The organism is Mesorhizobium sp. WSM4871 (assembly GCF_055811295.1).
The window spans coordinates 1-23,233 of the sequence record NZ_JBVVPU010000009.1; the positions used below are offsets into that span (position 1 = coordinate 1).

General features: G+C 62.8%; 23 protein-coding genes. 13 read left to right on the forward strand and 10 right to left on the reverse strand.

Features of this window, described 5'->3' with window-relative positions:
- Positions 1-25: 25 nt before the first annotated feature.
- The 3 genes from AC0L2H_RS18845 (at position 26) to AC0L2H_RS18855 (ending at position 2,397) form a co-directional block, all read left to right on the forward strand.
- The gene (locus tag AC0L2H_RS18845; RefSeq protein WP_473591622.1) at positions 26-325 is read left to right on the forward strand and encodes a hypothetical protein; all 300 of its coding nucleotides are present in this window, start codon (positions 26-28) and stop codon (positions 323-325) included.
- A 288-nt stretch (positions 326-613) separates the two neighbouring features.
- On the forward strand, positions 614-1,678 hold the full coding sequence (locus AC0L2H_RS18850; RefSeq protein ID WP_473591623.1) for an Acg family FMN-binding oxidoreductase: 1,065 nt from the start codon (positions 614-616) through the stop codon (positions 1,676-1,678).
- Between the two features lie 212 nt (positions 1,679-1,890).
- Positions 1,891-2,397, forward strand: a complete 507-nt coding sequence (locus AC0L2H_RS18855; RefSeq protein ID WP_473591900.1) for a hypothetical protein — start codon at positions 1,891-1,893, stop codon at positions 2,395-2,397.
- A gap of 343 nt (positions 2,398-2,740) precedes the next feature.
- Here the strand turns inward: AC0L2H_RS18855 and AC0L2H_RS18860 are convergent, their stop codons facing one another.
- Positions 2,741-4,195: an FAD-binding protein gene (locus AC0L2H_RS18860; protein WP_473591624.1), complete on the reverse strand. Its 1,455-nt coding sequence runs from the start codon at positions 4,193-4,195 to the stop codon at positions 2,741-2,743.
- 157 nt (positions 4,196-4,352) lie between these two features.
- On the opposite strand from AC0L2H_RS18860, the gene AC0L2H_RS18865 reads away from it, so the two are divergent.
- Positions 4,353-5,246 (forward strand): LysR family transcriptional regulator, encoded by an 894-nt coding sequence (locus tag AC0L2H_RS18865; protein ID WP_473591625.1) that lies wholly within the window; start codon positions 4,353-4,355, stop codon positions 5,244-5,246.
- Between the two features lie 37 nt (positions 5,247-5,283).
- Here the strand turns inward: AC0L2H_RS18865 and AC0L2H_RS18870 are convergent, their stop codons facing one another.
- Positions 5,284-6,471: an amidohydrolase gene (locus tag AC0L2H_RS18870; protein ID WP_473591626.1), complete on the reverse strand. Its 1,188-nt coding sequence runs from the start codon at positions 6,469-6,471 to the stop codon at positions 5,284-5,286.
- 114 nt (positions 6,472-6,585) lie between these two features.
- On the opposite strand from AC0L2H_RS18870, the gene AC0L2H_RS18875 reads away from it, so the two are divergent.
- The gene (locus AC0L2H_RS18875; RefSeq protein WP_473591627.1) at positions 6,586-7,404 is read left to right on the forward strand and encodes an AraC family transcriptional regulator; all 819 of its coding nucleotides are present in this window, start codon (positions 6,586-6,588) and stop codon (positions 7,402-7,404) included.
- Between the two features lie 118 nt (positions 7,405-7,522).
- Here the strand turns inward: AC0L2H_RS18875 and AC0L2H_RS18880 are convergent, their stop codons facing one another.
- Positions 7,523-7,981, reverse strand: coding sequence for an SRPBCC domain-containing protein (locus tag AC0L2H_RS18880; RefSeq protein ID WP_473591628.1), 459 nt, complete (start codon positions 7,979-7,981; stop codon positions 7,523-7,525).
- Complete coding sequence (locus AC0L2H_RS18885) at positions 7,981-8,310, reverse strand: ArsR/SmtB family transcription factor (protein WP_473591629.1); 330 nt, start codon at positions 8,308-8,310, stop codon at positions 7,981-7,983. The genes AC0L2H_RS18880 and AC0L2H_RS18885 overlap by 1 nt, the downstream gene beginning before the upstream one ends.
- Positions 8,311-8,500: 190 nt before the next feature.
- On the opposite strand from AC0L2H_RS18885, the gene AC0L2H_RS18890 reads away from it, so the two are divergent.
- The 3 genes from AC0L2H_RS18890 (at position 8,501) to AC0L2H_RS18900 (ending at position 10,394) form a co-directional block, all read left to right on the forward strand.
- On the forward strand, positions 8,501-8,932 hold the full coding sequence (locus tag AC0L2H_RS18890; protein ID WP_473591630.1) for a cupin domain-containing protein: 432 nt from the start codon (positions 8,501-8,503) through the stop codon (positions 8,930-8,932).
- A 188-nt stretch (positions 8,933-9,120) separates the two neighbouring features.
- The gene (locus AC0L2H_RS18895) at positions 9,121-9,900 is read left to right on the forward strand and encodes a copper homeostasis protein CutC (protein ID WP_473591631.1); all 780 of its coding nucleotides are present in this window, start codon (positions 9,121-9,123) and stop codon (positions 9,898-9,900) included.
- Positions 9,897-10,394 carry a GNAT family N-acetyltransferase gene (locus AC0L2H_RS18900; RefSeq protein ID WP_473591632.1) on the forward strand — a complete coding sequence of 166 codons (498 nt, stop codon included), beginning with the start codon at positions 9,897-9,899 and terminating at the stop codon, positions 10,392-10,394. The genes AC0L2H_RS18895 and AC0L2H_RS18900 overlap by 4 nt, the downstream gene beginning before the upstream one ends.
- A gap of 13 nt (positions 10,395-10,407) precedes the next feature.
- Here the strand turns inward: AC0L2H_RS18900 and AC0L2H_RS18905 are convergent, their stop codons facing one another.
- The 4 genes from AC0L2H_RS18905 to AC0L2H_RS18920 form a co-directional block, all read right to left on the reverse strand.
- Positions 10,408-11,430 (reverse strand): acyltransferase family protein, encoded by a 1,023-nt coding sequence (locus tag AC0L2H_RS18905; RefSeq protein WP_473591634.1) that lies wholly within the window; start codon positions 11,428-11,430, stop codon positions 10,408-10,410.
- Between the two features lie 249 nt (positions 11,431-11,679).
- The gene (locus AC0L2H_RS18910; protein WP_473591635.1) at positions 11,680-12,477 is read right to left on the reverse strand and encodes an FAD binding domain-containing protein; all 798 of its coding nucleotides are present in this window, start codon (positions 12,475-12,477) and stop codon (positions 11,680-11,682) included.
- Positions 12,478-12,601: 124 nt separating this feature from the next.
- Positions 12,602-14,950: a xanthine dehydrogenase family protein molybdopterin-binding subunit gene (locus AC0L2H_RS18915; RefSeq protein WP_473591636.1), complete on the reverse strand. Its 2,349-nt coding sequence runs from the start codon at positions 14,948-14,950 to the stop codon at positions 12,602-12,604.
- 115 nt (positions 14,951-15,065) lie between these two features.
- Positions 15,066-15,566, reverse strand: a complete 501-nt coding sequence (locus tag AC0L2H_RS18920; protein ID WP_473591637.1) for a (2Fe-2S)-binding protein — start codon at positions 15,564-15,566, stop codon at positions 15,066-15,068.
- Positions 15,567-16,098: 532 nt separating this feature from the next.
- Between AC0L2H_RS18920 and AC0L2H_RS18925 the strand changes: the two genes are divergently transcribed.
- The 3 genes from AC0L2H_RS18925 to AC0L2H_RS18935 all read left to right on the forward strand — a co-directional run bounded on the left by AC0L2H_RS18925 (position 16,099) and on the right by AC0L2H_RS18935 (position 19,235).
- On the forward strand, positions 16,099-16,476 hold the full coding sequence (locus AC0L2H_RS18925) for a hypothetical protein (protein WP_473591638.1): 378 nt from the start codon (positions 16,099-16,101) through the stop codon (positions 16,474-16,476).
- Between the two features lie 275 nt (positions 16,477-16,751).
- The gene (locus AC0L2H_RS18930) at positions 16,752-17,885 is read left to right on the forward strand and encodes an FIST N-terminal domain-containing protein (RefSeq protein WP_473591901.1); all 1,134 of its coding nucleotides are present in this window, start codon (positions 16,752-16,754) and stop codon (positions 17,883-17,885) included.
- Positions 17,886-17,894: 9 nt separating this feature from the next.
- The gene (locus AC0L2H_RS18935) at positions 17,895-19,235 is read left to right on the forward strand and encodes an ATP-binding response regulator (RefSeq protein WP_473591639.1); all 1,341 of its coding nucleotides are present in this window, start codon (positions 17,895-17,897) and stop codon (positions 19,233-19,235) included.
- A 343-nt stretch (positions 19,236-19,578) separates the two neighbouring features.
- Here AC0L2H_RS18935 and AC0L2H_RS18940 read toward each other — a convergent pair whose 3' ends face one another.
- Positions 19,579-20,262: a response regulator gene (locus tag AC0L2H_RS18940; protein WP_473591640.1), complete on the reverse strand. Its 684-nt coding sequence runs from the start codon at positions 20,260-20,262 to the stop codon at positions 19,579-19,581.
- A gap of 186 nt (positions 20,263-20,448) precedes the next feature.
- Between AC0L2H_RS18940 and maiA the strand changes: the two genes are divergently transcribed.
- Both maiA and AC0L2H_RS18950 read left to right on the forward strand, forming a co-directional pair.
- A complete protein-coding gene (gene maiA, locus AC0L2H_RS18945; RefSeq protein ID WP_473591642.1) occupies positions 20,449-21,099 on the forward strand; it encodes a maleylacetoacetate isomerase in 651 nt (216 codons plus the stop codon).
- Between the two features lie 44 nt (positions 21,100-21,143).
- Complete coding sequence (locus tag AC0L2H_RS18950; RefSeq protein WP_473591643.1) at positions 21,144-22,184, forward strand: zinc-dependent alcohol dehydrogenase family protein; 1,041 nt, start codon at positions 21,144-21,146, stop codon at positions 22,182-22,184.
- A gap of 95 nt (positions 22,185-22,279) precedes the next feature.
- On the opposite strand, the gene AC0L2H_RS18955 is transcribed toward AC0L2H_RS18950, so the two are convergent.
- Positions 22,280-23,173: a DMT family transporter gene (locus AC0L2H_RS18955; RefSeq protein WP_473591644.1), complete on the reverse strand. Its 894-nt coding sequence runs from the start codon at positions 23,171-23,173 to the stop codon at positions 22,280-22,282.
- Between the last annotated feature and the right edge of the window lie 60 nt (positions 23,174-23,233).

The window sequence follows — 23,233 nt, forward strand, 5'->3', positions numbered from 1 at the left end:
TTAGCAACACGCGTTGATAGAATCATTGATCTTCGATGGATACCAATTGTCTTGCGATTTGATTGTACGCCGTTACCGGAATCTTAACGGCGGCAATGCGTTGGGGGTAAGCGCAAGCCAAGCCGGTTTTGCCGTCGCGGCGTTGCCGATGCCACGTGGATTAAAGCTTGATGCCTCGGTCGTGGTGACCATTGTCGTCGTGACTGGCGTCGCATGGCCAAGCTTCGTTCTAATCGAATTGCCAGGCCATCGGCTTGGCAAGACTTTTCTGAGTTGGATGTCGGGGAAGAAGCAGGTGCCTACAAACGCACCTGCTCAACCCTGACCCAATCCACGTCGATTGCCTGGACACCACACCGCGTGAGAACGCGACGACGGAAGCGACATTTGGCGCACATGCTCGCCACGTTGCGTTGACCGCTTTGGACGGCGTGCGACACATTGCGCGAACTGTACGTTCTAGCGGCGGAGATCATCTGGACGCCGCCGCGCGTTGCCGCCCTGGCGCGGGGTCGACGTGTTCAATTGACCGGGATCAATGATCGCCGCGGCAAGGCATGGCTCTTCTTCTCCCATCTACCGGCACGGGTGGGCGATGAACAGGCGGAGCTTGATGGTGGGTGTAGGCGCCACGTTTGTGGTGGCTGGCGCTGGTGCGGTGGCCTGGAAGGCCTCGGTCGGCTCGGCAGCCGAGTATGAAGCCTACACCGCTCGCCTTCGAAGCGACTTGACGCCCCCTGACATCGGCGATGTCGTGCGCTACGCCAGTCTCGCCGCCAACAGCCACAATACGCAGCCTTGGTACTTCCGCGCGAAGGATCGCGTAATCGAAATCCTGCCGGATTTATCGAGAAGAACGCCTGCGGTCGATCCTGATGACCACCACCTATTCGTCAGCCTCGGCTGCGCGGCGGCAAATCTCGCTGTTGCGGCCGCCTCGTCGGGGCGCCTCGGTGAAATCGCCGTCGCGCCGGACGGCAGCATCCGCTACGAGTTCGTCACTGGCCCGGCGAGACAGGAGCCGCTGCTCCCCGCCATTGCGAAGCGCCAGTCGACCCGCAGCGAATATGACCGCCGCTCCGTTTCGACCGCCGACCTGGCGTTGCTCGAACGAGCCGCCGCCATTCCGGGCGTCAAGCTGATCCTCGTCCTCGATCGCGCGAGGATCGGCAGAATACGCGATCTGGTTGTGGCCGGCAACGACGACCAGATGGCCGATCCCGCCTTCATGGCCGAACTCAAGCACTGGCTTCGTTTCAACCCCCGCAGTGCCATGGCTTCGGGCGATGGGCTCTTCTCGGCCGCAACCGGCAACCCCTCGCTACCCGCGGCCTTGGGAAGGCTGGCATTCGACAACTTCTTCGATGCAAGATCTGAAGGGGAGAAATACGCGCGTCACATCGACTCCTCCGCTGGAATCGCGGTCTTCGTTGGCGATCAGGAGGATCGAGAGCATTGGATCGGGGTGGGGCAAGCATGCCAGCGCTTCGCGCTCATGGCGACAAGCCTCGGGCTGAAGCTTGCGTTCATCAACCAGCCGGTCGAGGTCACCCGTCGGCGTGCTGAAATGGCAGGACTGGTTGGCGCAACAGGGCGGCCCGACATGATTATACGCTTTGGCTACGCACCAACCCTGCCCTATTCGCCTCGACGGCCGGTCAACATGGTTTTGGCGTAAGGAAGCCAAAATCCATGGGGCGACTGAGCTGATAAAAGCGCCTGCCTACCGGCTTCGACCATCGAACGTCCGCCATGCCGTGGCTATCACGTCGCCCCGAGTGCGTTGTGCCAGCGAAACGAGATTGCTCGCGTTCGGGCAGATGTGAACTGGATTTGCTTGGTGATCCGGCATCCATAGGGCAAACTCCCTGGCGGGCTTCAGGAGGAGAGATGAAATCACGCACCGCCACGGTCGGCGATCTGGAAGACGTTTTTCGTGATCTGTCGAAGCGCATGTCCGACGAGTATGTCGCGGCCGGCAAGGATCCCAAGATCGCCTACGACAATCTGATGATGAATCTCAAGGAAGGTCGCGCCCACGCGCTTGTTCAGGATGACAAGACCGTCGCGATCATCGCCTGGCATGAGCATAGCGACGCCGCGGTTACATTGTTCGCCGCGCGCGAGGATTTCTTCAGCGCCGCGACCATCCGCTTCTGCAAGCGGCACATTCGCCAAATCCAGGCGCTTGCCGGCAACCTCCCCATTCACTCAACCAGTTGGCTCCGCAGACCTGACGTCGCAAAATGGTTTCGAATAATCGGCTATGTCGAGCGAGAGCCGGTGGGCGGCGCCAGCCTGTTCGAACTGCCACCGGCAGCTTCCGAAAAGCGGATCAGCATTCAGGAGGCAGGCGATGAAGGAAGCAATGTTTCGGCTCAGCGACGCACCGGGTGATCCCAGGCATTTTCAACCCGGCGCAACCTGTGCGGGTGGAGCATGACTGGCTCCATCGGACATGTCGCCGGTTGGGACAGGACCGCCACCTTCCGCGATCACGCAATACCCTGACCTGTGACATTTGCTACCTTCCTTTCCGTGCGGATTTGATTTCCGCCTGGCCGGCGCCCACCAGGCAACCTACCCCAACGCCCCCCACAGTGGCGCCGGCCACCTTCCCAGCATTGCACCTCGGCCGGCTGTCCAGGCCCAGTGATCAGGCGCCGCACGATGCGCCGCCTCAATGCATGTCGCGCAAAAGTGTGCCGCGGTTTTGCGACGACATGCATAAGGCAGAAACTCAAAGCTGGCCGGAGCAGAAAACCTCGTAGCCGGATTTGAGGACATGCCCCGGGTCGAAATTTTGCTTGGCAGCGTGTAGTTGTGTCCAGGCTGCGCCGAAGTGCCGGCGCCAATCGTCAGGAGACATCGGGAAAGCGCTGACCGGGTACAGAGCGCCGCCGGCTGCAAGAATCCGTTCGTAAATGGCCCGGTTGGCCTTTACGAGCCGATTGGTCTCGGCAACGGCGTCGGTTGTGGGAATCCGCACCAGATTGAACGCGTATATCAGACGATCCGCCGGCAGCCGCAGCAGCGGGCTGATGGCCGCCGGCCGGCGGAACGCCGAGAGCGTCGCCTGGCCGAAATTTCCCAGATCCGCTGGCGTCAGCCTGTCCAGCTCGCCCCTGACCACTGACTCGATCCTCGAGTCGCCTACGAATGTCATGAGCCACGGGTGGGGGGTGAACCACTGGCCGTTGGATCGCAGAAGCTGCTCGAGTGCGGCAAGCCGGTTGAGATAATCGAAATAGGATTGTGTGCTCAGCTGTGCTGCGGATCGATCGTCGGACAAGCCTGCGAGCAGGGCATTGTCGTCCGGCGGCTCATCCCCGGAAAAGCTGCGCATCGCTTCCAGTCTAAACGTCCAGCCGGTCGGTGTGGGCAGTATCGACCCTTGGGCAGCGTCAAACCTGCTTTCAGCGGCAAGCAAACGTTCGTCGGCCAGCAGCGTCAGCAGATCTGGGTAGGTGAGAACGTAGCGACGTGCCTTCTTCGGCGCTGGAATGAGCTTCAGAGTCGCTCGAGTGATGACGCCAATCTGTCCAAGGCCCGCTCGCACCGTGTGGAACAGGTCGGCGTTGCTGTGCAGCGAACAGGTGATCTTCTCGCCCCTGCCGGTAACGACATCCAGTTCAAGGACATTGTCGCTCTGCATCCCATACCGCGAGGTCGCACCGCCGATGCCGCCGACCGCCAAAGTGCCGCCAACCGACAGTTCGAGGTAGTCGGTGAGCACGGGCGGCGTGAGCCCGCTCGGCAGGGTCGCAGCGAGCACCTCACTCCACTTCGCCCCGGCGCCGACGACAATCCGGTCGTTGTGGATCTCGTGGATGGCGCGCAGCGGCGTCATGTCGATCACTATGCCGTCGCGGATCTGCGCGCGACCATACACCGAGTGGCCTTGTCCTCGTGGCACGATCTTGCGGCTCGTATTACCGGCCCAGCGGATTATTGCTGCGACATCCTGATCCGACCCGGGAAGCAGAACGCCCTCCGGTGTTCGGTGCATGATGTGCCCGAAATCCTCCGCGGCTGCGGTCCGCGCTTCGTCGTCGAAGCGCAGAGTTCCGTCCATAGGCGGCAGCGCCTCTTTCCCGGATTGGGCCGCAGACGGCCCTTCGGCTCTGCCTGGACGACCGCTTCCCGTCGTTGCGGCCAGGCCAGCAATCAGGATTGCCCGGCGGTTGGAGTCCATGAGTTCCTCCTCATTGGGATATGCGGGTTCGATATCCGTCGGGAAACGGCGACGCCATTACCACGAAGCGGACACGCTTCACGAAGATTGGGCCTATCTCCCAGCGAGACAATTGACCCGAAAAGCGATACACTCTTCCGCAATTTGGGAGAGTACCATGGATCGACTGGACGATCTCGCAACCTTCGTGGCGGTCGTGGACAAGGGCGGCCAAACAGCCGCCGCTCGCCACCTCGGCCGGTCTCTGCAGTCGGTCAATCGCTCGCTGATGGCGCTGGAGCGAAGCGTCGGGGTCGAACTCGTCCGGCGCACCACGCGCCAGTCGAGCCCTACCGAAGCGGGCCTTGCTTTCTATCGGCGGATCAAGCCGGCGTTGGCCGACATCACCGACGCCAGGCGTGAGGCGGCCAACAAGCGCGCCGATTTTTCGGGCCTTATTCGAATAGCCGCACCCGTTCAGTTCGCCGCCGCCCAGGTAGCGCCCGCGGTCTGCGATTTCATGGAACGCCATCCCCGCGTCGAGGTCGAGTTGCTTCCGTCCGATCGCGAAGTGGATTTTGTCGATGACGAACTCGACGTGGCGGTGCGCATCAGGGAACTGGCCGACTCGACCCTGAAGGTCAGGCGGCTCGGCGAGCTTCGCATCGTCGCGTTCGGCGCGCCGGCATATTTTGCCGGCAACGGCCGACCCGCGCACCCTCTCGATCTCGCCCGGCACGAATGCATAGTCCGCGTCGTCGATCGGCAACCCGAACCGTGGCCGTTCCACATCGGCGGCCAGCGCCGGCTGGTGCGGGTGAGCGGGCGCTTGCGGACGGACAGCGTTGCCGCGACGACGGCCGCCGTGCTGCGTGGCATGGGTCTGGGCCTGGCACCGCTATGGCAGATCCGGGACCTTGTCGACCAAGGCCTGGTCAAGCTCATCCTCGAAGAATTCGAGGCAGCCAAGCTACCCATCCATGCGGTCTTTCCGCCGACGCGCATGCCCATCGCCAAGACGCGCGCGTTCATAGATGTCCTGGCTGACCGGTTGCGAAACGAGCGCCTCTGACGCATATCGCAAGGCAACCTTACGAACGGACGCGGGCTTAACAAGGTTGTCCCGATTTGCCGGGAAGCGTCAGCTCGACCAGATTGAGGTAGTAGCGCAGCACGGTCGGCACGATCTCGTCGTTGAAGACGTAGCGATCGCCATGCAGCCCCTCGCCGGGGCCGACATCGCCGACCCCGATCCAGGCGTAGCAGCCGCCTGCCTCGCGAACCATGAAGGCGAAATCCTCGCAACCGAGGCTCGGGCTGAACTCCGTCAAGACGTTGTCCCTGCCGACGGTGGCGGCAGCCGCCTCGACAGCGCGGGCCGTCGCAGCCGCCGTGTTGATCAGCGGCGGATAGCCCTTTTTGTAATCGAGCGTGGCGTTGAGCGAATGGGCCGCGGCAATGCCCCGGGCGATCTCTCCGATCAGCCGCTCGCAGTGATCGGAATGGCCGGGCTCGAAAAAGCGGCAGGTGCCTTGCAGCCAGACCTTGCCCGGCACGATGTTGCCGACATTGCCGCCATGGATCTGCGTGAGACTGACGACAAGCGCGCTTTGCGGATCGACCGAGCGGCTGACGATGCGCTGGACGGCCTGGACAAAGGCGCCGGCCGCGAGAATCGGATCGTCGCCGAGTTGCGGCATGGCGGCATGCGCGCCGAGACCTTCGAAGGTCAGTTCGAAAGTGTCGACGGCCGCCATCTGCGGTCCGACGCGCGCGGCGATCGCCCCCAGCCTGACGCCCGGCCAATTGTGAACGGCATAGATCGCCTCGACCGGGAAACGCTTGAACAGGCCGTCCTCGATCATGCGCATACTGCCACCTTCGTTCTCCTCGGCCGGCTGGAAGACGAAGCAGACGGTACCGTCGAAGGCGCGCGATTGGCTGAGCAGCCTGGCGGCGCCGAGCAGCATGGCGGTGTGGCCGTCATGGCCGCAGGCGTGCATCACGCCCGGATTCCTGGAGGCATGGGGCAAGTCGGTCCTCTCCACGACCGGAAGCGCGTCGAGTTCGGCGCGAAGACCGATGGCGCGTGCGCCGGTGCCGCTGCGCAAGACGCCGACAACCCCGGTGCCGCCGATCCCCTCATGCACCTCGTCGAAGCCGAAGGCGCGTAGTTTCTCGGCGACGAAACGTGCCGTTTCGTGCTCTTGGAATCCGAGTTCTGGATTGGCATGGATATGGCGTCGCCATTCGATGACCTCTGGCGTCAGCGCGGCGATCGGGTCATTGTGCAGCACGATGTTCTCCCCATTGGCGGCAAAGGGCGTTCATGGTCCGCTCCTTGGCATCGCCCTGGAATAGAAGGCCGGACAAGGGGCGTCTTGAACCGGATTGACCGCAGGGCGAAAGACGTGCACGCGACCGAAACCAGCAGATACTGGCGCCATCCCTGCTTCCCCGACCTTGGCCTGTTCAAGGCGCGCTTCACACGGCATCGATACGAGTTGCACACGCACCCGACCTATGTGATCGCCCTGATCACCGCTGGCTGCGAGCGCATCCGCATCGGGCGCCGCAATGTCATCGCCCCCGCCGGCACCGTTGCCATTGTCAATCCCGAGGAGTGGCATGACGGGGAACAGGGCGCGGATGAGGGCTGGGCCTACCGGACCTTTTACCCCACCGTGCCGCTGATGACGGCGCTCGCCCGCGAGTTGGGCCGGGATCGCGCCCCGGTCTTTTCGCGCGCGATCATCGAAGACCATTATCTCGCCTCGGCGCTGGCCGCGGCGCATGAAGGCTCGACATCCCAGGACGCGACGAAAGCCGAGGCGTCCCTGCTCGCCGCGCTGGGGTGTCTCGTCGTTCGGCACGGCGACTGGAACGGGCGGGTCGACGAGGTCGAAAGCGCCGGATGGCGGCGGCGATTCCCTGTCTATGAGGAACTGATCGAAAGCAGGCTTGGCTCGCCGCTCGATCTCCAGCGGCTTGCCGACGCCGCGCGCGTCACCCGGTTCCAGGTCATCCGGGATTTCAAGAAGACGATTGGCCTGACGCCCGCGGCCTATATCCGCGATCGGAGATTACGCCGCGCTTGCCTCCTGATCGAAGAAGGGCTCGGCCTCGCCGATGCCGCCCTTGCAGCGGGTTTTGCCGACCAGAGCCATCTCACACGCTCTTTCCGCGCCGCGCACGGCATGTCGCCCGGCATGTTCCGCAGAGCCCGTTGAAGCATGGAACCGAGGCGCGACATGCATGAGACACAACTCAAGGCACGTCGTTTTGAACCCCAACGCAAGTCAAGATAGGCAGCCACAAGCTTTGTTTGTGCCGCGTGGGGCTTCAGAGCTATTTCGCATCGTTGCGAATTTTCCCGGCGAGGCAGGAACCCAAGGCGTCGAGCAACGCGCTCCAACCGTGTTCCCGGCCTCGGAGACCATCGCTCGGCGGGATAATGCACATCTGCTCCGTATAGCGCAGGCGCGTCTGGCCATTCTCATCCGTGAACGTAATGGTCGCCAGAGAAACCGTGTGGATTCGGCCATTCACGGCCATGGAATAGGCCAGGACGATACGCTCGCCTTCGACGATCTCGAAATACCGCGTCTCGTTGACATGATCATCCGTGTCGTGGCGATAGGCGCCACGTTCGAATCCGCCGGGGCGGAAATCCATTTCGAGCGCGGAATTTCCCAGCCACTCGGCTTTCTTCTCTCGAATGCTCCAAGCGGCCCAGACTTCAGCCTTGCGATTTGGATACACGCGCTCGATCGTAAAGCTGTCGTGGTATTGCGACCTGCTCTCCATCAGTTGTTACCTTTCACCAGGAAGTTGCCAAGATTATCCAAGCGGTGCTCCCAAAGCCGGCGATGCCGCAGAGCCCACTCCTCGACCCAATGCAGCGCATCGGGGCTGAGTGTTACCGTTCGCACCCGGCCCTTCTTCTCGCTGCGAGCAAGACCTGCGTCCTCAAGGACTTTCAAGTGCTTGAGAAAGGATGGCCCGGCCATATCGAAAGGCTTTGCCAACTCGGAAACAGAGGCCGGTCCGGTCACCAGCCGCTCCACCACGGCAAGCCTCGTCGGGTCCGAGAGCGCTCCGAAAATCGTTGGCAGTTGCGCATTAAAGTTAGCCATATGGCTATCTATCGCGAAACCTGGCGCAGGTCAATACAGGAAGCTAATTGGCTATGTTTTTGACTGGGGCGCCCACCCGGTCGCGGGCTTGGGATCAAGCCCGGAAATCGTCCACACGCCATGGTGGCCATCCCGGTGCTTGCGCGCGGATGTTGCCTGCGCGATGGTGTCACCAGGCTTGGGAGGAACCATGCGAAAGATTCTGACATCGATGACGCTGCTGGCGGCAGCGCTATTCGCAAACGCTGCTCAGGCGCTGGACAGCAGCGGAATGCCGGTCGTCGTAACTCCGCTTGCCTCACGCACGGAGACAGCATCCGGCCAGCCGATAACGCTGCCGCAGAAGAACGTCGAGGTCCTGGTTTCGACTTACGACATCGCGGCGGGTGCAACCTTGCCGGTCCACAGGCACCCCTTCCCCCGCTATGCCTATGTCCAGGCCGGGACGCTTCGGGTCACCAATGTCGAGACCGGCAAGAGCAACACCTACAAGACTGGCGATTTCATCGTGGAGATGATCGGCCAGTGGCACCAGGCCACCAATGTCGGGCCCGATCCGGTCAAGCTGCTGGTGATCGACCAGGTCGAACAGGGCACCAAGAACACCGTGTTGCGGCAATAGTCGGCACTTCTGAAATCGTCATGCACGGGGCCACTCGCCGCTCGCTCGAAAGCATGCCCTCCTCACCCCAAGACGCGCCGATCAGCCGCCTCGTGATAGCAATGAGCGACGACTTGCGCACTGAGCCAACGGTTCCGACTTTCGCGACGGTGGACCCGATGCTAGGGCTGCGCGATGTCTAACCATCAGTGGACCGCCCCGTGACCGACATCGAACGCCCTCGCCTGCCCTTGATCGAAATCTGCGTCGAAGGCATAGATGGGCTGCTCGCCGCGCAAGCAGCCGGCGCCGACCGGGTTGAGTTGTGCGCCAGCCTTGTCGAAGGCGGCATCACGCCAAGCCTCGGCACGGTACGGGCGGCCCTAGAACTGGCGACGATCCCGTTCCATGTCATCGTGCGGCCGCGTGGTGGCGATTTCCTTTATAGCGACACCGAGTACGGCTCGATGCTTGCCGATGTGAGCGCGCTCCGCGAGTTCGGCGTAGCCGGTGTCGTCGTCGGCTGTCTGGACGCGGACGGCACGATCGACGAAAAACGCATGAGCGAACTGGTGCGGGCGGCCGGGCCCTTGAACGTCACCTGCCATCGCGCCTTCGACATGACGCGCGATCCGGCCGAGGCGCTGGAAGCGCTGATCCGCTGCAAGGTCGGCCGGGTGCTGACCAGCGGCCAGCGCGACACGGCGGCGCAAGGAGTGGCGCTGCTGGCGGATCTCGTGCGGCAGGCCGGCGACCGCATCATCATTCTCGGCTGCGGCGCGCTTGGTCCCGACAACATTGCCGAGGTGGCGGAAAAGACCGGACTGACGGAAATGCATTTCGCCGCGCTCAAGGACGTGCCGAGCGCCATGCGCTACCGAAATCCTCATGTCGGCATGGGCGGTGACGACCTTGATCGCGAGTACCGCACCACCGTCACCGACGGAGCGCTGGTGGCAGCGACGATCGCGGCGGTTCGGGCCCGATGACGAACACACTCTCGCCGATCGTCAGGGTTGCGCCTGAGGACGAACCCGCCATCCTCGCCCTCAACAACGAGCACGCAGCCGAATTGTCATGGCTCGAAGCAGCGCGCCTGTCCTTCCTTCTCGGCGAGGCATTCTATGCGCGCCGCATCGGCGCGCTCGAAGCCTTCATCATGACCTTCGACCAGGACGCCAAATACGACAGCCCGAATTTCCTGTGGTTCCGCGAACGCTACAAGCGCTTCGTCTATGTCGACCGTGTCGTCGTCGCTGGCCACGCGCGCGGCCGAGGCCACGCCCGCCGGCTGTATGAGGATCTGTTCGACCAGGTTGCGCGTGCCGGCCAGACCATCGTCACTTGCGAGGTCAATGCCGAGCCGCCCAATCCCGCCTCGGACGCCTTTCACGCGGCACTCGGCTTTGTCGAGGTCGGCGACGCGTTGATCCACGGCGGCAAGAAGGCCGTACGCTACTACGAGCGAAAGATGACGGCCTGAGCCGGCGCCGGCGCTACCAGTTGCGGTTCAGCCAGCCCCGCGCCGGCTTTTCGACGATGTAATAGCTGCACAGCGCGCAGGCGAACACGCCGGCCAGCATGAGCAGCGGCGCACTGCCTTGCTCATAGACGAATTTATAGAAGGGCTGCTGCCACAGATAGAGCGAATACGACCACAGCCCGAGCATCGCCATCGGCGGGGAGGACAAGAATCCGGTCAGGTAACGAGCGCTGAAGTCGAGCGAATTGACCGCAAGCGCCAGCAGCGGCACGGCGACAAGATAGTGGATCGGCGTCGGCACCGGGTCGATGAACAGAAGGACCGCCGCAGCGGATGCCACAAGGGCCACATGCGGACCCCTGAACAAGGCCGGCAGCCTGTCGTCGGCCTTGATGAGGCAGATCACCGCCGACAGCAGGATCGAGGCGATGTGGACGTCGGTTCGCCAGTAGGTGGCTTCGTAAGCCATGCCGAAGACCCAGTAGGAAATGGCGCCATTCGCCATGGCGAGCAGAGAGAGTGCGCCGAGCAGCGCGATGACGCGGCTACGCCCCGAAACGACGAAGCTGATCAGCGCCAGGATGACATAGGCATGTTCTTCGACGCAGAGCGACCAGATATGGTCCAGCGCGCCGGCCCGGGTGAAGAGAATTCCAGCATAATTATAGGTAAACGTCAGTGCCGTCAGCGCCGCCTTCCATTTGAAGGCGATGAAGGTGCCGGACAAGGCAATCATCGAGACGACGACGAAAACTAGCAGCGCCGGGTAGATGCGCGAGAACCGGCGCTTGAAGAATTTCTTCAGCGGATAACGCTCGATAAACAGGATTTCAGCCATCAGCCGGCCGCTGAGCACAAAGAAGAACTCGACGCCCATGACGCCGAGATTTATGCCGGGAACGGGAAAGAAATGGCCGATCAGCACCAGTGCTATCGACAGGCCGCGCCATCCGTCGAGATAGGCCAGCCTTGTCCTCGACGCAGTGTCGACGGCGGACCGGGACGGAACGACATGCGTCGCGGAGATGTCCGTCATACCGGCTCCCTTCGCATTGAATGATGCGAAAAGGGCTGCAGGTGAATACTTCCAACCCGGCTCGCGTTTGGTCGGCATATTGCAGTGCAATATCACCTTGTGCAAGTGCGAGATCGTCGCCGACGCAATTCCAGGAAAAGCGCAGAGCGGTTTTCCGGAAAAGCGCATAGCGCTTTCCCCCAGGGAATTGCATAAACAAAGATGCGATAGGGCCGCAAAGCCCCTTCCTGCGCCAATATCTGGCTGACGTCAGGCGTTGGCGGCAGCCACCGCGCGCCTGGCCATCACCGCGATCAGATTGGCGCGGTAATCAGCCGAGGCGTGCATGTCGGTCATCAGGTTATTCGCCGTCACTGTCACCCCGCCGAGCGCGGCGGCGTCGAAATTCGAGGCAAGTGCCGCCTCGATCTCCTTCGAACGGAACACACCGTTATCGCCAGCCCCGGTGACGGCAACCCGGACGCCGTCCACGCCCTTGGCCACGAACACGCCAACGATCGCATAGCGCGATGCCGGATTGCGGAACTTTTCATAAGCCGCCTTGGCTGGCGCGGTGAAGGTCACAGCCGTGATGATCTCGCCATCCTCCAGCGCCGTCTCGAACAGGCCCTTGAAAAATGCGGCGGCGGCGATCTCGCGCTTGCTGGTCACGATTTTGGCGTCGAGCGCAAGAAGTGCCGCCGGATAGTCGGCCGCCGGGTCGTTGTTGGCGACCGAGCCGCCGATCGTGCCCTTGTAGCGCACCGCCGGATCGCCGATCAAAGAGGCCATGTGGGCTAAGGCCGGGCAGGCGCTCTTCAGTTTCTCGTCGCGGGCGACGTCGTAATGCGTGGTGGCGGCGCCGATGGTGATGGTGCTGCCCGACACCTCGATGCCTTTCAGCTCCTCGATGTTCGAGACGTCGACGAGATCGGACGGTGCGGCAAGCCGCGTCTTCATGGCCGGGATCAGCGTCATGCCGCCCGACAGCAATTTCGCATCGCCGCTCTCCAGCAGCTTGACGGCATCAGAGACCGAGGCGGCGCGGTGATAGTTGACTGCGTACATGGGATTCTCCCGTGAAATAATAGTCGGCAGTGAGTAGTGAGTAGTGAGTAGTGATGAAGCTGATAAGCAGGCCGTCTGCCTCAACCGGAACTATTCACTACTGACCACTCACTACTCCTCTCTTTCAGTGCTTCGCCGCCCGGATCGCTGCCCACACCGTGGACGGCGATGCCGGCATGGCGATATCGACGATACCAATGGCGTCGGTGATGGCGTTGATGACCGCCGGCGGCGAACCGATGGCGCCGGCCTCGCCGCAGCCCTTGATGCCGAGCGGATTGCCCGGGCATGGCGTGTTCGAGGTCGAGACCTTGAACGACGGCAGGTCGCTGGCGCGCGGCATGGTGTAGTCCATGTAGCTCGCCGTCAGAAGCTGGCCGCTGGCATCGTAGAAGGCGCCTTCCAGCAGCGCCTGGCCGATGCCTTGCGCGATGCCGCCATGCACCTGGCCCTCGACGATCATCGGGTTGATGATATTGCCGAAATCGTCGGCGGCGACGAACTGGACGATCTCGGTGGTGCCGGTTTCCGGATCGATCTCGACCTCGCAGACATAGCAGCCGGCCGGAAAGGTGAAGTTCGACGGATCGTAGAACGCCGTCTCCTTCAGCCCGGGTTCCATGCCGCCCGGCAGATTATGGGCGGTGTAGGCGGCCAACGCCATCTGGAACCACGGCACGCTCTTGTCGGTGCCGGCCACCTTCAGCGCGCCATTGTCGATGACGATGTCGCCCTCGTCGGCCTCAAGCAGATGCGCGGCGATCTTCTTGGCCTTTGCCTCGACCTTGTCGAGCGCCTTGGCGACGGCCGACATGCCGACCGCGCCCGAGCGCGAACCGTAGGTGCCCATGCCCATCTGCACCTTGTCGGTGTCACCATGGACGATCGAGACACTGTCTATCGGCACTCCGAAACGCTGGTTGACCAGTTGCGCGAAGGTCGTCTCATGGCCCTGGCCATGGCTGTGCGAACCGGTCAGCACCTCGATGGTGCCGACCGCATTGACGCGCACTTCGGCACTTTCCCAAAGGCCAACGCCAGCTCCAAGGCTGCCGACCGCCGCCGAAGGCGCGAGGCCGCAGGCCTCGATGTAGTTGCTCATGCCAATGCCGCGCAGCCTGCCTCTCTTGGCGGCATCGGCCTTGCGCGTGGCAAAGCCGGCATAATCGGCAGCCCCCATCGCCGCGTCGAGCGAAGCGGCATAGTTGCCGGCGTCGTAGTTCATGATCACCGGCGTCTGGTGCGGAAACGAGGTGACGAAATTCGCGCGGCGAAGCTCCGCCGGCGACACGCCCAGTTCGCGGGCAGCGGTTTCCATCGTGCGTTCGAGCAGATAGGTGGCCTCCGGCCGCCCTGCCCCGCGATAGGCGTCGACCGGCGCGGTGTTGGTGTAGACCGCGCGCACATTGGCGTGGATCGCCGGAATGTCGTACTGGCCCGACAACAGTGTGGCGTAGAGATAGGTCGGCACGCAGGACGAAAACAGCGACATGTAAGCGCCGAGATTGGCGATGGTGTCGACCTTCAGTCCGGTGATCCGGTTATTCTTGTCGAAGGCCATTTCCACCGTCGAGACATGGTCGCGGCCATGAGCATCGGTGAGAAAGCTCTCGGTGCGGTCGGCCACCCACTTGACCGGCACGCCGGTCTTCTTCGAGGCCCACAGGCAGACGATCTCTTCGGGATAGATGTAGATCTTCGAGCCGAAGCCGCCGCCGACATCCGGCGCGATGACGCGCAGCTTGTTTTCCGGCGCGATATTGTAGAAAGCGCTCATCACCAGCCGCGCCAGATGCGGGTTCTGCGAGGTCGTCCAGCAGGTGTAGTGGTCCTCGGCCTTGTCGTAGTGGCCAAGCGCCGCGCGCGGTTCCATCGCGTTGGGCACCAGCCGGTTGTTGACGATCTTCATGCGGGTGACATGGGCTGCGCCCTGGATCGCCGCGTCGGTCGCCTTGGCGTCGCCGAGCTCCCAGTCGAAAATCAGATTGTCCTCGGCTTCCGGATGGATCTGCGGCGCCCCCTTTTCGAGCGCCTTCGGCGCATCGACGACCGCCTCCAACTCCTCGTAGCTTATCTCGACCGCTTCGGCCGCGTCGCGCGCCTGGCCCTTGGTTTCGGCAACGACCACGACCACCGCGTCGCCGACATAGCGGACCCTGTCGAAGGCAAGCGGCGACCATGCACCCATCTTCATCGGCGTGCCGTCCTTGGAATGGATCATCCAGCCGCAGATGAGATTGCCGATGCCGTCGGCCTTGAGCTCCTTGCCGGTCAAAACGCCGATGACGCCGGGCATCGCCTGGGCTTTGCCGACGTCGATGTTTTTGATCTGCGCGTGCGCATGCGGGCTGCGCACGAAGGCCGCATGCTTCATGCCTGGAACCACCATGTCGTCGACATAGCGGCCGGCGCCGGTGATGAACCTCTTGTCTTCCTTACGCGCCACCCGAGCGCCGACGCCTTCAATGCCCATAAGAATTCCTCCGGAATTTAAGGGAATAGGCAGTAGGAAGTTAGGCAGTAGGGAAAGAGCTCGCGATTCCGTATCGCCGTTTTTGCCCTACTCCCTATTGCCTACTGCCTACTCCCTAAGCTGCTTGTTTCGCCTTGTCCTTCGCCCCTTCGGACATCGTCTCCGATGCGGCCAGGATCGCCTTGACGATGTTGTGGTAACCGGTGCAGCGGCAGATATTGCCTTCGAGCTCGATGCGCACCGTGGCCTCGTCAAGGCCCTCGGGATGACGCTTGATGATGTCGGTCGCCGCCATGATCATGCCTGGCGTGCAGAAGCCGCATTGCAGCCCGTGATGCTCCTTGAATGCCGCCTGCACCGGATGCAGGTCGGCGCCGTTGGCCAGACCTTCGATCGTCAGCACGGTCGACCCGGAGGCTTGCACCGCCAGCATCGTGCAGGACTTTACCGCCTTGCCGTCGACATGAACCACGCAGGCGCCGCATTGCGAGGTGTCGCACCCGACATGCGTGCCGGTAAGGCCGAGATTCTCCCGCAGGAAATGAACCAGCAGCGTTCGGTCTTCGGCGACGCCGCTGACCCGCTTCCCGTTGACCGTCAACGATACTTCCGACATGAAACCTCCCTGGGCAAATACCTTGGTCGTTCCGTCGCCGATGCGGCGCATGCGCTCCGGCTGTCCGCTCTTCCTCCACCCGTGCAGCACACGGAAAAGCGGCCTGAATTCCGAAGTCGTGAGAATGCAGTTCGCCCGAAAATCCGCATATTGTACTTTCGGTCACGCCGGAGAAAACGGCGACATGAACCGAGAACTTCGATCGATATGAGCCACCGCCGTGGCTGGCGAGACCAACTTTAAGAACTTTGGAGTGTTGGAATCACACTCTCCGATGGATTCACGGCCCAGCCGATCCGGCGTATTGTCTGCGATGACGCAGAGCGGAGATTTTGCAGATGATAACCAGACGCGCAGTTTTGGCAGGTATCGCAGCCGCGAGCTTGCCCATTGTGCCGGTCAAGGCCGAGATACCCGACCGGAGGCGCGACCGTATCCGGCAATTCATCGGGCGGGCCGAGCTGGCAGATAAACCGCACGTTCGGGCGCACTACCTCGCCCTTGCCGCGACATATCAACAGGGGATTCCATCATGACCGACTGGCCACGCCGTGATGCATTGAAGATGATAGGCGCAGCGGCGATCCTGCCCGCGACCGTTCCCGCCGTTGTTGCAGCCGAGGCCGCACCGGCACCTTTGCCCCCGTCGAGTACGGACGATCTTTCGGCCCGTCTTGACGAGCTGCAAGCCCGCATCGGGCACGCCCGCCGTTTTATCGAGAATATCCGCAGCGTGGAGCAGGAGGCCGGTTTGTCAGAGCAAAACCGGAACTGGATGATTTATCTGAACGCCTTCGACCTTAAAACCATCTCACTGGACATTCACTTGTTGGGCTGCGAGGCGCGGAACCATGCGCACCGGCTGCATGCTCATGTTTGGAAGCTGGAAGAGGCGCGGCAGCTATCGTGATCGAGCGCAGCGCCAGCACTGTTTAGGGGCCCGCGCGTATTCTGGCCTTCTGGTTCCCTTTGTACTTGAATTCTATGCCAGGATCGCGCGCGCCGCTTTATATGCGAGTAAGTCCAGGGTGCAGGATCGGCCATTGCCAAAGCGCGACTTGAAGACAACAATGGTTTTGACGCCCCCGCGCAAGGCCAACTAAAGAGCCGCGAACAAGAGAGAGCGTCGGAGGAAACGACAGGAGGAAGCCGCTGGCCAGTTCACGGACGCGCTATGCATGCGGCCTGTCGGCGCTTACCACCGACGAACCCGACACGGATGCCTTCGCCCGTGCGGTGGCACTGGAAGCCGCCGCCATTGATGCCGGCTTCGCCCTGCTCTTCTTCTCGCAAAGCCTTGTCGAGGCGACCGCCCTGACGGATGCGCTGAAGACCCATGCGCCGACGCTGCGCTATGCCGGCTGCTCGACCGCCGGCGAGATCACGCCGCAGGGTCTGGAGGACGGCCATATCCTGGCGATGCTGCTCCCCTCCGCATCGTTCTTGGCGGCCAGCGCCATGGTCGAAAATCTGTCCTCGTCGGGCATGGACAAGATCACCGGCGAAGTCGAGATGCTCAGGCGTTCGTTGCGCGGGAACAGGCCCGAGCGGGCCAAAAGCACCTTCGCGCTCTGCCTCATCGACGGCCTGTCCTATGCCGAGGAAGCGGTGACCTCGGCCATCCATTGGGGCCTCGACGACATTCCGCTGATTGGCGGGTCGGCGGGCGATGACCTGAAATTCGAGACGACGCGGCTGATCTCGAACGGCAAGGTCGCCTCCGACAGCGCCATCATCGTGCTGATCGCCACCGAAATTCCTTTCCACGTCTTCAAGACCGACAATTTCGTTCCCACCGACGAGAAGCTGGTGGTGACGGCGTCCGACCCCGATCATCGCATCGTGCGCGAATTCAACGCAATCAATGCGGCCGAGGAATATGCCGCTTCGGTCGGCATCGTGGCGCAGACCCTGACGCCGCTGAGTTTCGCCTCGCATCCGGTGGTGGTGAAGGTGGGCGGCGAATATTACTGCCGCTCGATCCAGAAGATGCATCCGGACGGTTCATTGTCGTTCTTCTGCGCCATCGACGATGGCGTCGTCCTTTCCATCGCCCAGCCCAAGGATATGGTGGAGGCAACGCGTTCCGCCTTGAGGGATGTCGAGAACAGGTTGGGCGGCATCGACGTGATCCTTGGCTTCGACTGCGTGCTGCGCCGGCTCGACGCCCGCAACCGCCAGGTCTTTCGCGACATTTCGGAACTCTACCGGGTCAACAATGTCATCGGCTTCGGCACCTATGGCGAACAATACCGGTCGATGCATCTGAACCAGACTTTTACCGGCATCGCCTTCGGCGAACGCCAGGCGGCGGAATAGGATTTTTCCATGCCGCTCAGGGACATCACCGACCTGGAGAAATTGAAGAAGATCAACGCCGCCTTGGTCAGCCGCGTCGAGCGGTCGATGGACCAGCAAGGCAACGCCTTCTCGCTCTTCCAGACCGCGATTTCGCTCGAGAATCGAGTGCGCACGCGCACCGAGGAGTTGCATTCAACCTTGCGCCGGCTGGAGCAGTCGAACATCGATCTCAGCGCCGCCAAGGAAAACGCCGAGCTGGCGAACCTGTCCAAGACCAGGTTCCTGGCGGCCGCCAGCCACGACGTGCTGCAACCGCTGAACGCCGCGCATCTGTCCGTCTCGGCGCTAGCCGAGGTGCAGACCTCCGACGAGGGCAGGAAGCTGGTGCGGCAGGTCGAGCGGTCGCTGGAGACGATGGAGGACCTGCTGCGCACCCTGCTCGACATTTCCAAGCTTGATGCCGGCGTCGTGCAGCCCGACATCGGCGACGTCAATCTGGAAACGCTGTTTTCGTCGCTGCGCTCGGATTTCCTGCCGGTCGCCGAGATGAAGGGGCTGACGCTGAAGTTCCGGCCGGTCAATGCGGTCGTGCGTTCGGACCGCACCTTGCTGCGCCGCGTCCTGCAGAACATCCTGTCCAACGCGCTGCGCTACACACGCTCCGGCGGCGTGCTGGTCGGCACCAGGCATCGCGGCGACACGATCCGCATCGATGTCGCCGATACCGGCTGCGGCATTCCCGACGACCAGCGCGAGGCGGTATTCGAGGAATTCCACCGCGGCACGATCCCGGCCGATGCCGGGCTCGCCGGCGGCGGGCTCGGTCTGGGCCTGGCCATCGTGCGCCGCATTGCGGCCGCGCTCGGCCATCCCGTGACGTTTTCGTCCAAAGTCGGCCACGGCACGATCTTCCACATCGACGTTCCCGTCGGCATTGGCGCCACGGCCGACGCCATTGCCAACGCCGCCGACATGGAGCGGCCGCGTGGCTACGGCCTGTTCGGCACAAAGGTGCTGCTGGTCGAGAACGACGCCGAGGTGCTGCAGGCGATGACGTTCCTGCTCGAACGCTGGCAATGTCTGGTGCGCGCCGCCACCTCGACCGGCGAAGCGCTCGACATGCTTGGCGACACGGACTGGGTGCCGGACATCGTCATTGCCGACCAGCATCTCGACGCTGGTGATCTCGGCACCGCCACGATCGCCGAGGTTCGCGACTATCTCGGCCGCGCCGTGCCGGCATTGATCGTCACCGCGGACGGTTCGGAGGCCGTCGCAAAAGCCGCCCGCGCCGCCGGCATCGAGCTGATGCGCAAGCCGCTGAAGCCGGCGCAACTGCGCGCGCTGCTGGCGCATCTGCTGGCTTGATGTCCCGAAAGACGCGGGTCGCAGATCGCGTGCTTTGGAGATTGGCCGAAACGCCCATCGCTTCGTCATCCTGGGGCGCAGCAAGGAGCGAAGCGACGCGGCGCAGACCCTAGGATCCATGCCGCGATGTCAGAGCGCTGCTGCGGTGCAGAAATTCTGCCCCGCTGCACTCTTCGGCTAAGGTTACGGCATGGATCCCAGGGTCTCCGCGACGGAGCTTCGCTCCTGCTTCGCCCAGGGATGACGAAGTTGGGGAGACCTCGGCCAATCCCCAACGTTTGCGTGGCCAACACGGCAGGCGCGCTCGACGTCCTGTAGCGAAAACACCTGTCCGCGGCCGAAGCTAAAATCCCGCCTGATCCCGAAACAGCTCCGCATTATCCAGCTTCGACACCTCGATCACTGCTTGCGTGCGGCTATACACATTGAGCTTGCGCAGGATCTCGGAGACATGCGCCTTCACCGTGGTCTCGCCGACCTGCAGCTCGTAGGCGATCTGCTTGTTGAGCAGGCCCTGGCGCAGCATCTGCAACACCCTGAGCTGCTGCGGCGTCAACTTGGCAAGGCGCTGCACCATCTCGGCGCGGTCGGCGCTCTCTGCGTCCGGCGGCTGGCCTTCATAGGTTTCGGGCACATAGATCGCGCCTTCCATCACCGAGCGGATGGCGGCGGCCAGATCGCTCTTGCGCACCGATTTCGGGATGAAACCGGCAGCACCATAGGACAGCGCCTCGGAAATGATCCTGGGCTCCTCATAGCCCGAGACGATGACCACCGGCAGGCGCGGATAACGGGTCCGAAGCTGCAGCAGCCCCTCGAACCCATGCACGTCAGGCATGCTGAGGTCGAGCAAGGCAAGATCGAAGGGCTTGGCATCAGCCAGAAGCTCGAGCGCCTCGGCGATGGTGCGCGCCTCCACCGTGTCGACTTCCGGATAGGCCATCTGTACGGCGCTGTGCAGCGCCTCGCGAAACAGCGGATGGTCGTCGATGATCAGAAACCGGGCGCGATCGTTGACTGCGGTCATGGGGCTCGTTTCGGTTCGGTCTGGTCGACCTGTTCTGGCGCAGGATAATCCTGCGACCATGGCCAGATTATTGCCAAATAGTACATCGCTGTCTTGCCGTGCCAGCAAAGCCAGCGCTTTCTGCGACAGCTTGCCCGACCACCCAAATCGGTCGAATGTGCCGCCAGCAATCGAAGCCATGACCTGATGAGCGACATCGTCCTTCACAATTACCACCGCTCCTCCACCTCCTACCGCGTGCGGATCGCGCTGGAGATGAAGGGCCTGACCTATCGATACGTGCCGCACCACCTGCGCCACGGCGAGCATCTGGAGCCCGCCTATCTCTCGGTCAACCCGCAAGGGCTGGTCCCTGCGCTGATCCTGGGCGACGGCACGCTTCTAACCCAATCGCTGGCGATCATCGAATTTCTGAACGAGACCAAGCCCGCGCCGCCGCTGCTGCCGAAGGAGGCGCTTGGCCGGGCCCATGTCAGGATGTTGGCCCAGATGATCGCCTGTGACATCCATCCCGTGAACAATCTGCGCGTGCTGACCTCGCTGCGCACGCTGTTCGGCGCCGGCGACGAGGACGTCGTCAACTGGTTCCGGCACTGGGTGAGCGAAGGTTTCCAGCCACTTGAAAAGATACTGGCTTCTTCGTCCGAGACGAGGATATTCTGCCACGGCGACACGCCGGGGCTGGCCGACATCTGCCTGGTCGCCCAGGTCACCAGCAACGCGCGTTTCGGCGTCGACATGACGCCCTACCCGACGATTGCGCGCATCCACGCCGCCTGCATGGCGCTGCCGGCCTTCCAAAAGGCGGCGCCCGAGAACCAGATCGATGCCGAGTAACGGCGCAATCCAATTATGACGAGCATGACTATGAGGTATTGCCAATGAAAGCCGTCGTCTTCGAAAAATTCGGCGAGGCGCCGACCATCCAGACCGTCGCCGATCCGACGCCGGCGCCGGAGGGCGTCGTCATCAAGGTCGAGGCGACGGGGCTCTGCCGCAGCGACTGGCACGGCTGGATGGGCCACGACGACGGCATTCGCCTGCCGCATGTGCCGGGCCACGAGCTTGCCGGCGTCGTGGTGGCCGCCGGCTCAGGAGTGACCCGCTGGAAGGCCGGTGAGCGCGTCACCGTGCCGTTCGCCGTCGGTTGCGGCCGCTGCTTCGAATGCACGTCCGGCAACCATCAGGTCTGCGAGCATCAGTTCCAGCCCGGCTTCAGCGCCTGGGGTTCGTTTGCTGAATATGTCGCCATCGACCATGCCGACACCAATCTGGTGCGCCTGCCCGATGAGATGGAGTTCGCCACTGCCGCCAGCCTCGGTTGTCGTTTCGTGACGTCGTTCCGCGCCATCGTAGACCAGGGCCGGGTGACGCCGGGCGAATGGGTGGCCGTGCACGGCTGCGGCGGCGTCGGCCTGTCGGCCATCATGATCGCCAGCGCCATGGGCGCCAACGTCATTGCCATCGACCTGACCGACGAGAAGCTCGATTTCGCCAGCAAGATAGGCGCCGTGGCGACGATCAATGCCGCGAAAACACCGAATGTGGTCAAGGCGGTCAAGCAGATCACCAATGGCGGCGCGCATATGTCGATGGACGCGCTCGGCCACCCCACTACCTCGTTCAACTCGATCGCCAATCTGCGCCGGCGCGGCCGCCATGTGCAGGTCGGCCTGATGCTCGGCGATCACGCCAGGCCGCAGATACCGATGGACAAGGTGATTGCCTTCGAGCTCGAAATCCGCGGCAGCCATGGCATGCAGGCCTACCGCTATCAGGCGATGATGGAGATGATCCGCACCGGCAAGCTCAAGCCCGAACTCCTGGTCGGCAAGAGGATCAGCCTCGAGGAAGCGCCGGCCGCGCTGATGGCGATGGGCGGTTTCGAAGGCATCGGCATCGGTGTGGTGACGAAGTTCTAATGCATGTCGCGCAAAAGTGCGCAGCGGTTTTGCGATAACGACATGCATGAAAACAAGAATCTAAAGCGCATCACGCGCTTTAGTGAACGGCGCAGTCACTCCGCCGCCACCTCTTGCGGCACACTCTGCCTGGCGAACCGCTTGGCGCCGACGACGCAAAGCACCACGGCGACCGTGACGGCGATCATTAGCGGGCTGACCTGCTCGTGCAGCAGCGTCGCCGCCAGCGCGAGGCCGAAGAAGGGCTGGAGAAGCTGCAACTGCCCCACGGCGGCAATGCCGCCCAGCGCCAGCCCGCGATACCAGAACACGAAACCGATCAGCATGCTGAACAGCGAAACATAGGCCAGGCCGATCCAGGCGTTGATCCCGATGTCGTCAAACGACGCCGGCCTGGTCATCAGCGTCAATATGAGCATCACCGGCAATGACAGCACCAGCGCCCAGCAGATCACCTGCCAGCCGCCGAGCCGGCGCGATAGTGCGGCTCCCTCGGCATAGCCAAGACCGCATGCGATGATGGCCGCAAGCATCAAACTGTCGCCCAGCGGCGAGGCCGAACCGCCCTGCGCCAGCGCAAAGCCGGCGACGAGGGCGCTGCCAAGGCACGAAAACAGCCAGAAAGCCGGCCTTGGGCGATCACCGCCGCGAATGACGCCAAAGATCGCGGTCGCAAGCGGCAACAGGCCGACGAAGATGATGGAATGAGCCGAGGTCACGTGTTTCAGCGCCAGCGCGGTGAGCAAGGGGAAGCCGACCACGACACCGAGCGCCACGATGACCAGGGAAAACAGGTCACCACGCCGCGGACGCTCGGCGCGCAAAACGATGAGCAGCACAAGGCCGAGGATACCGGCTATCGCGGCGCGGGCCGCGGTCAAGAAGATCGGGTCGAAATCCATCACGGCCACGCGGGTAGCCGGAAGCGAGCCGCTGAAAATCAGCACGCCGACGAATCCGCTCACCCAACCGCTCGCCGTCTTGTCCATTCAACGCTCCCGATGCTCTCGCTCTCTATCGGGCCAAGACATGTGGCATCGCCAGAGACA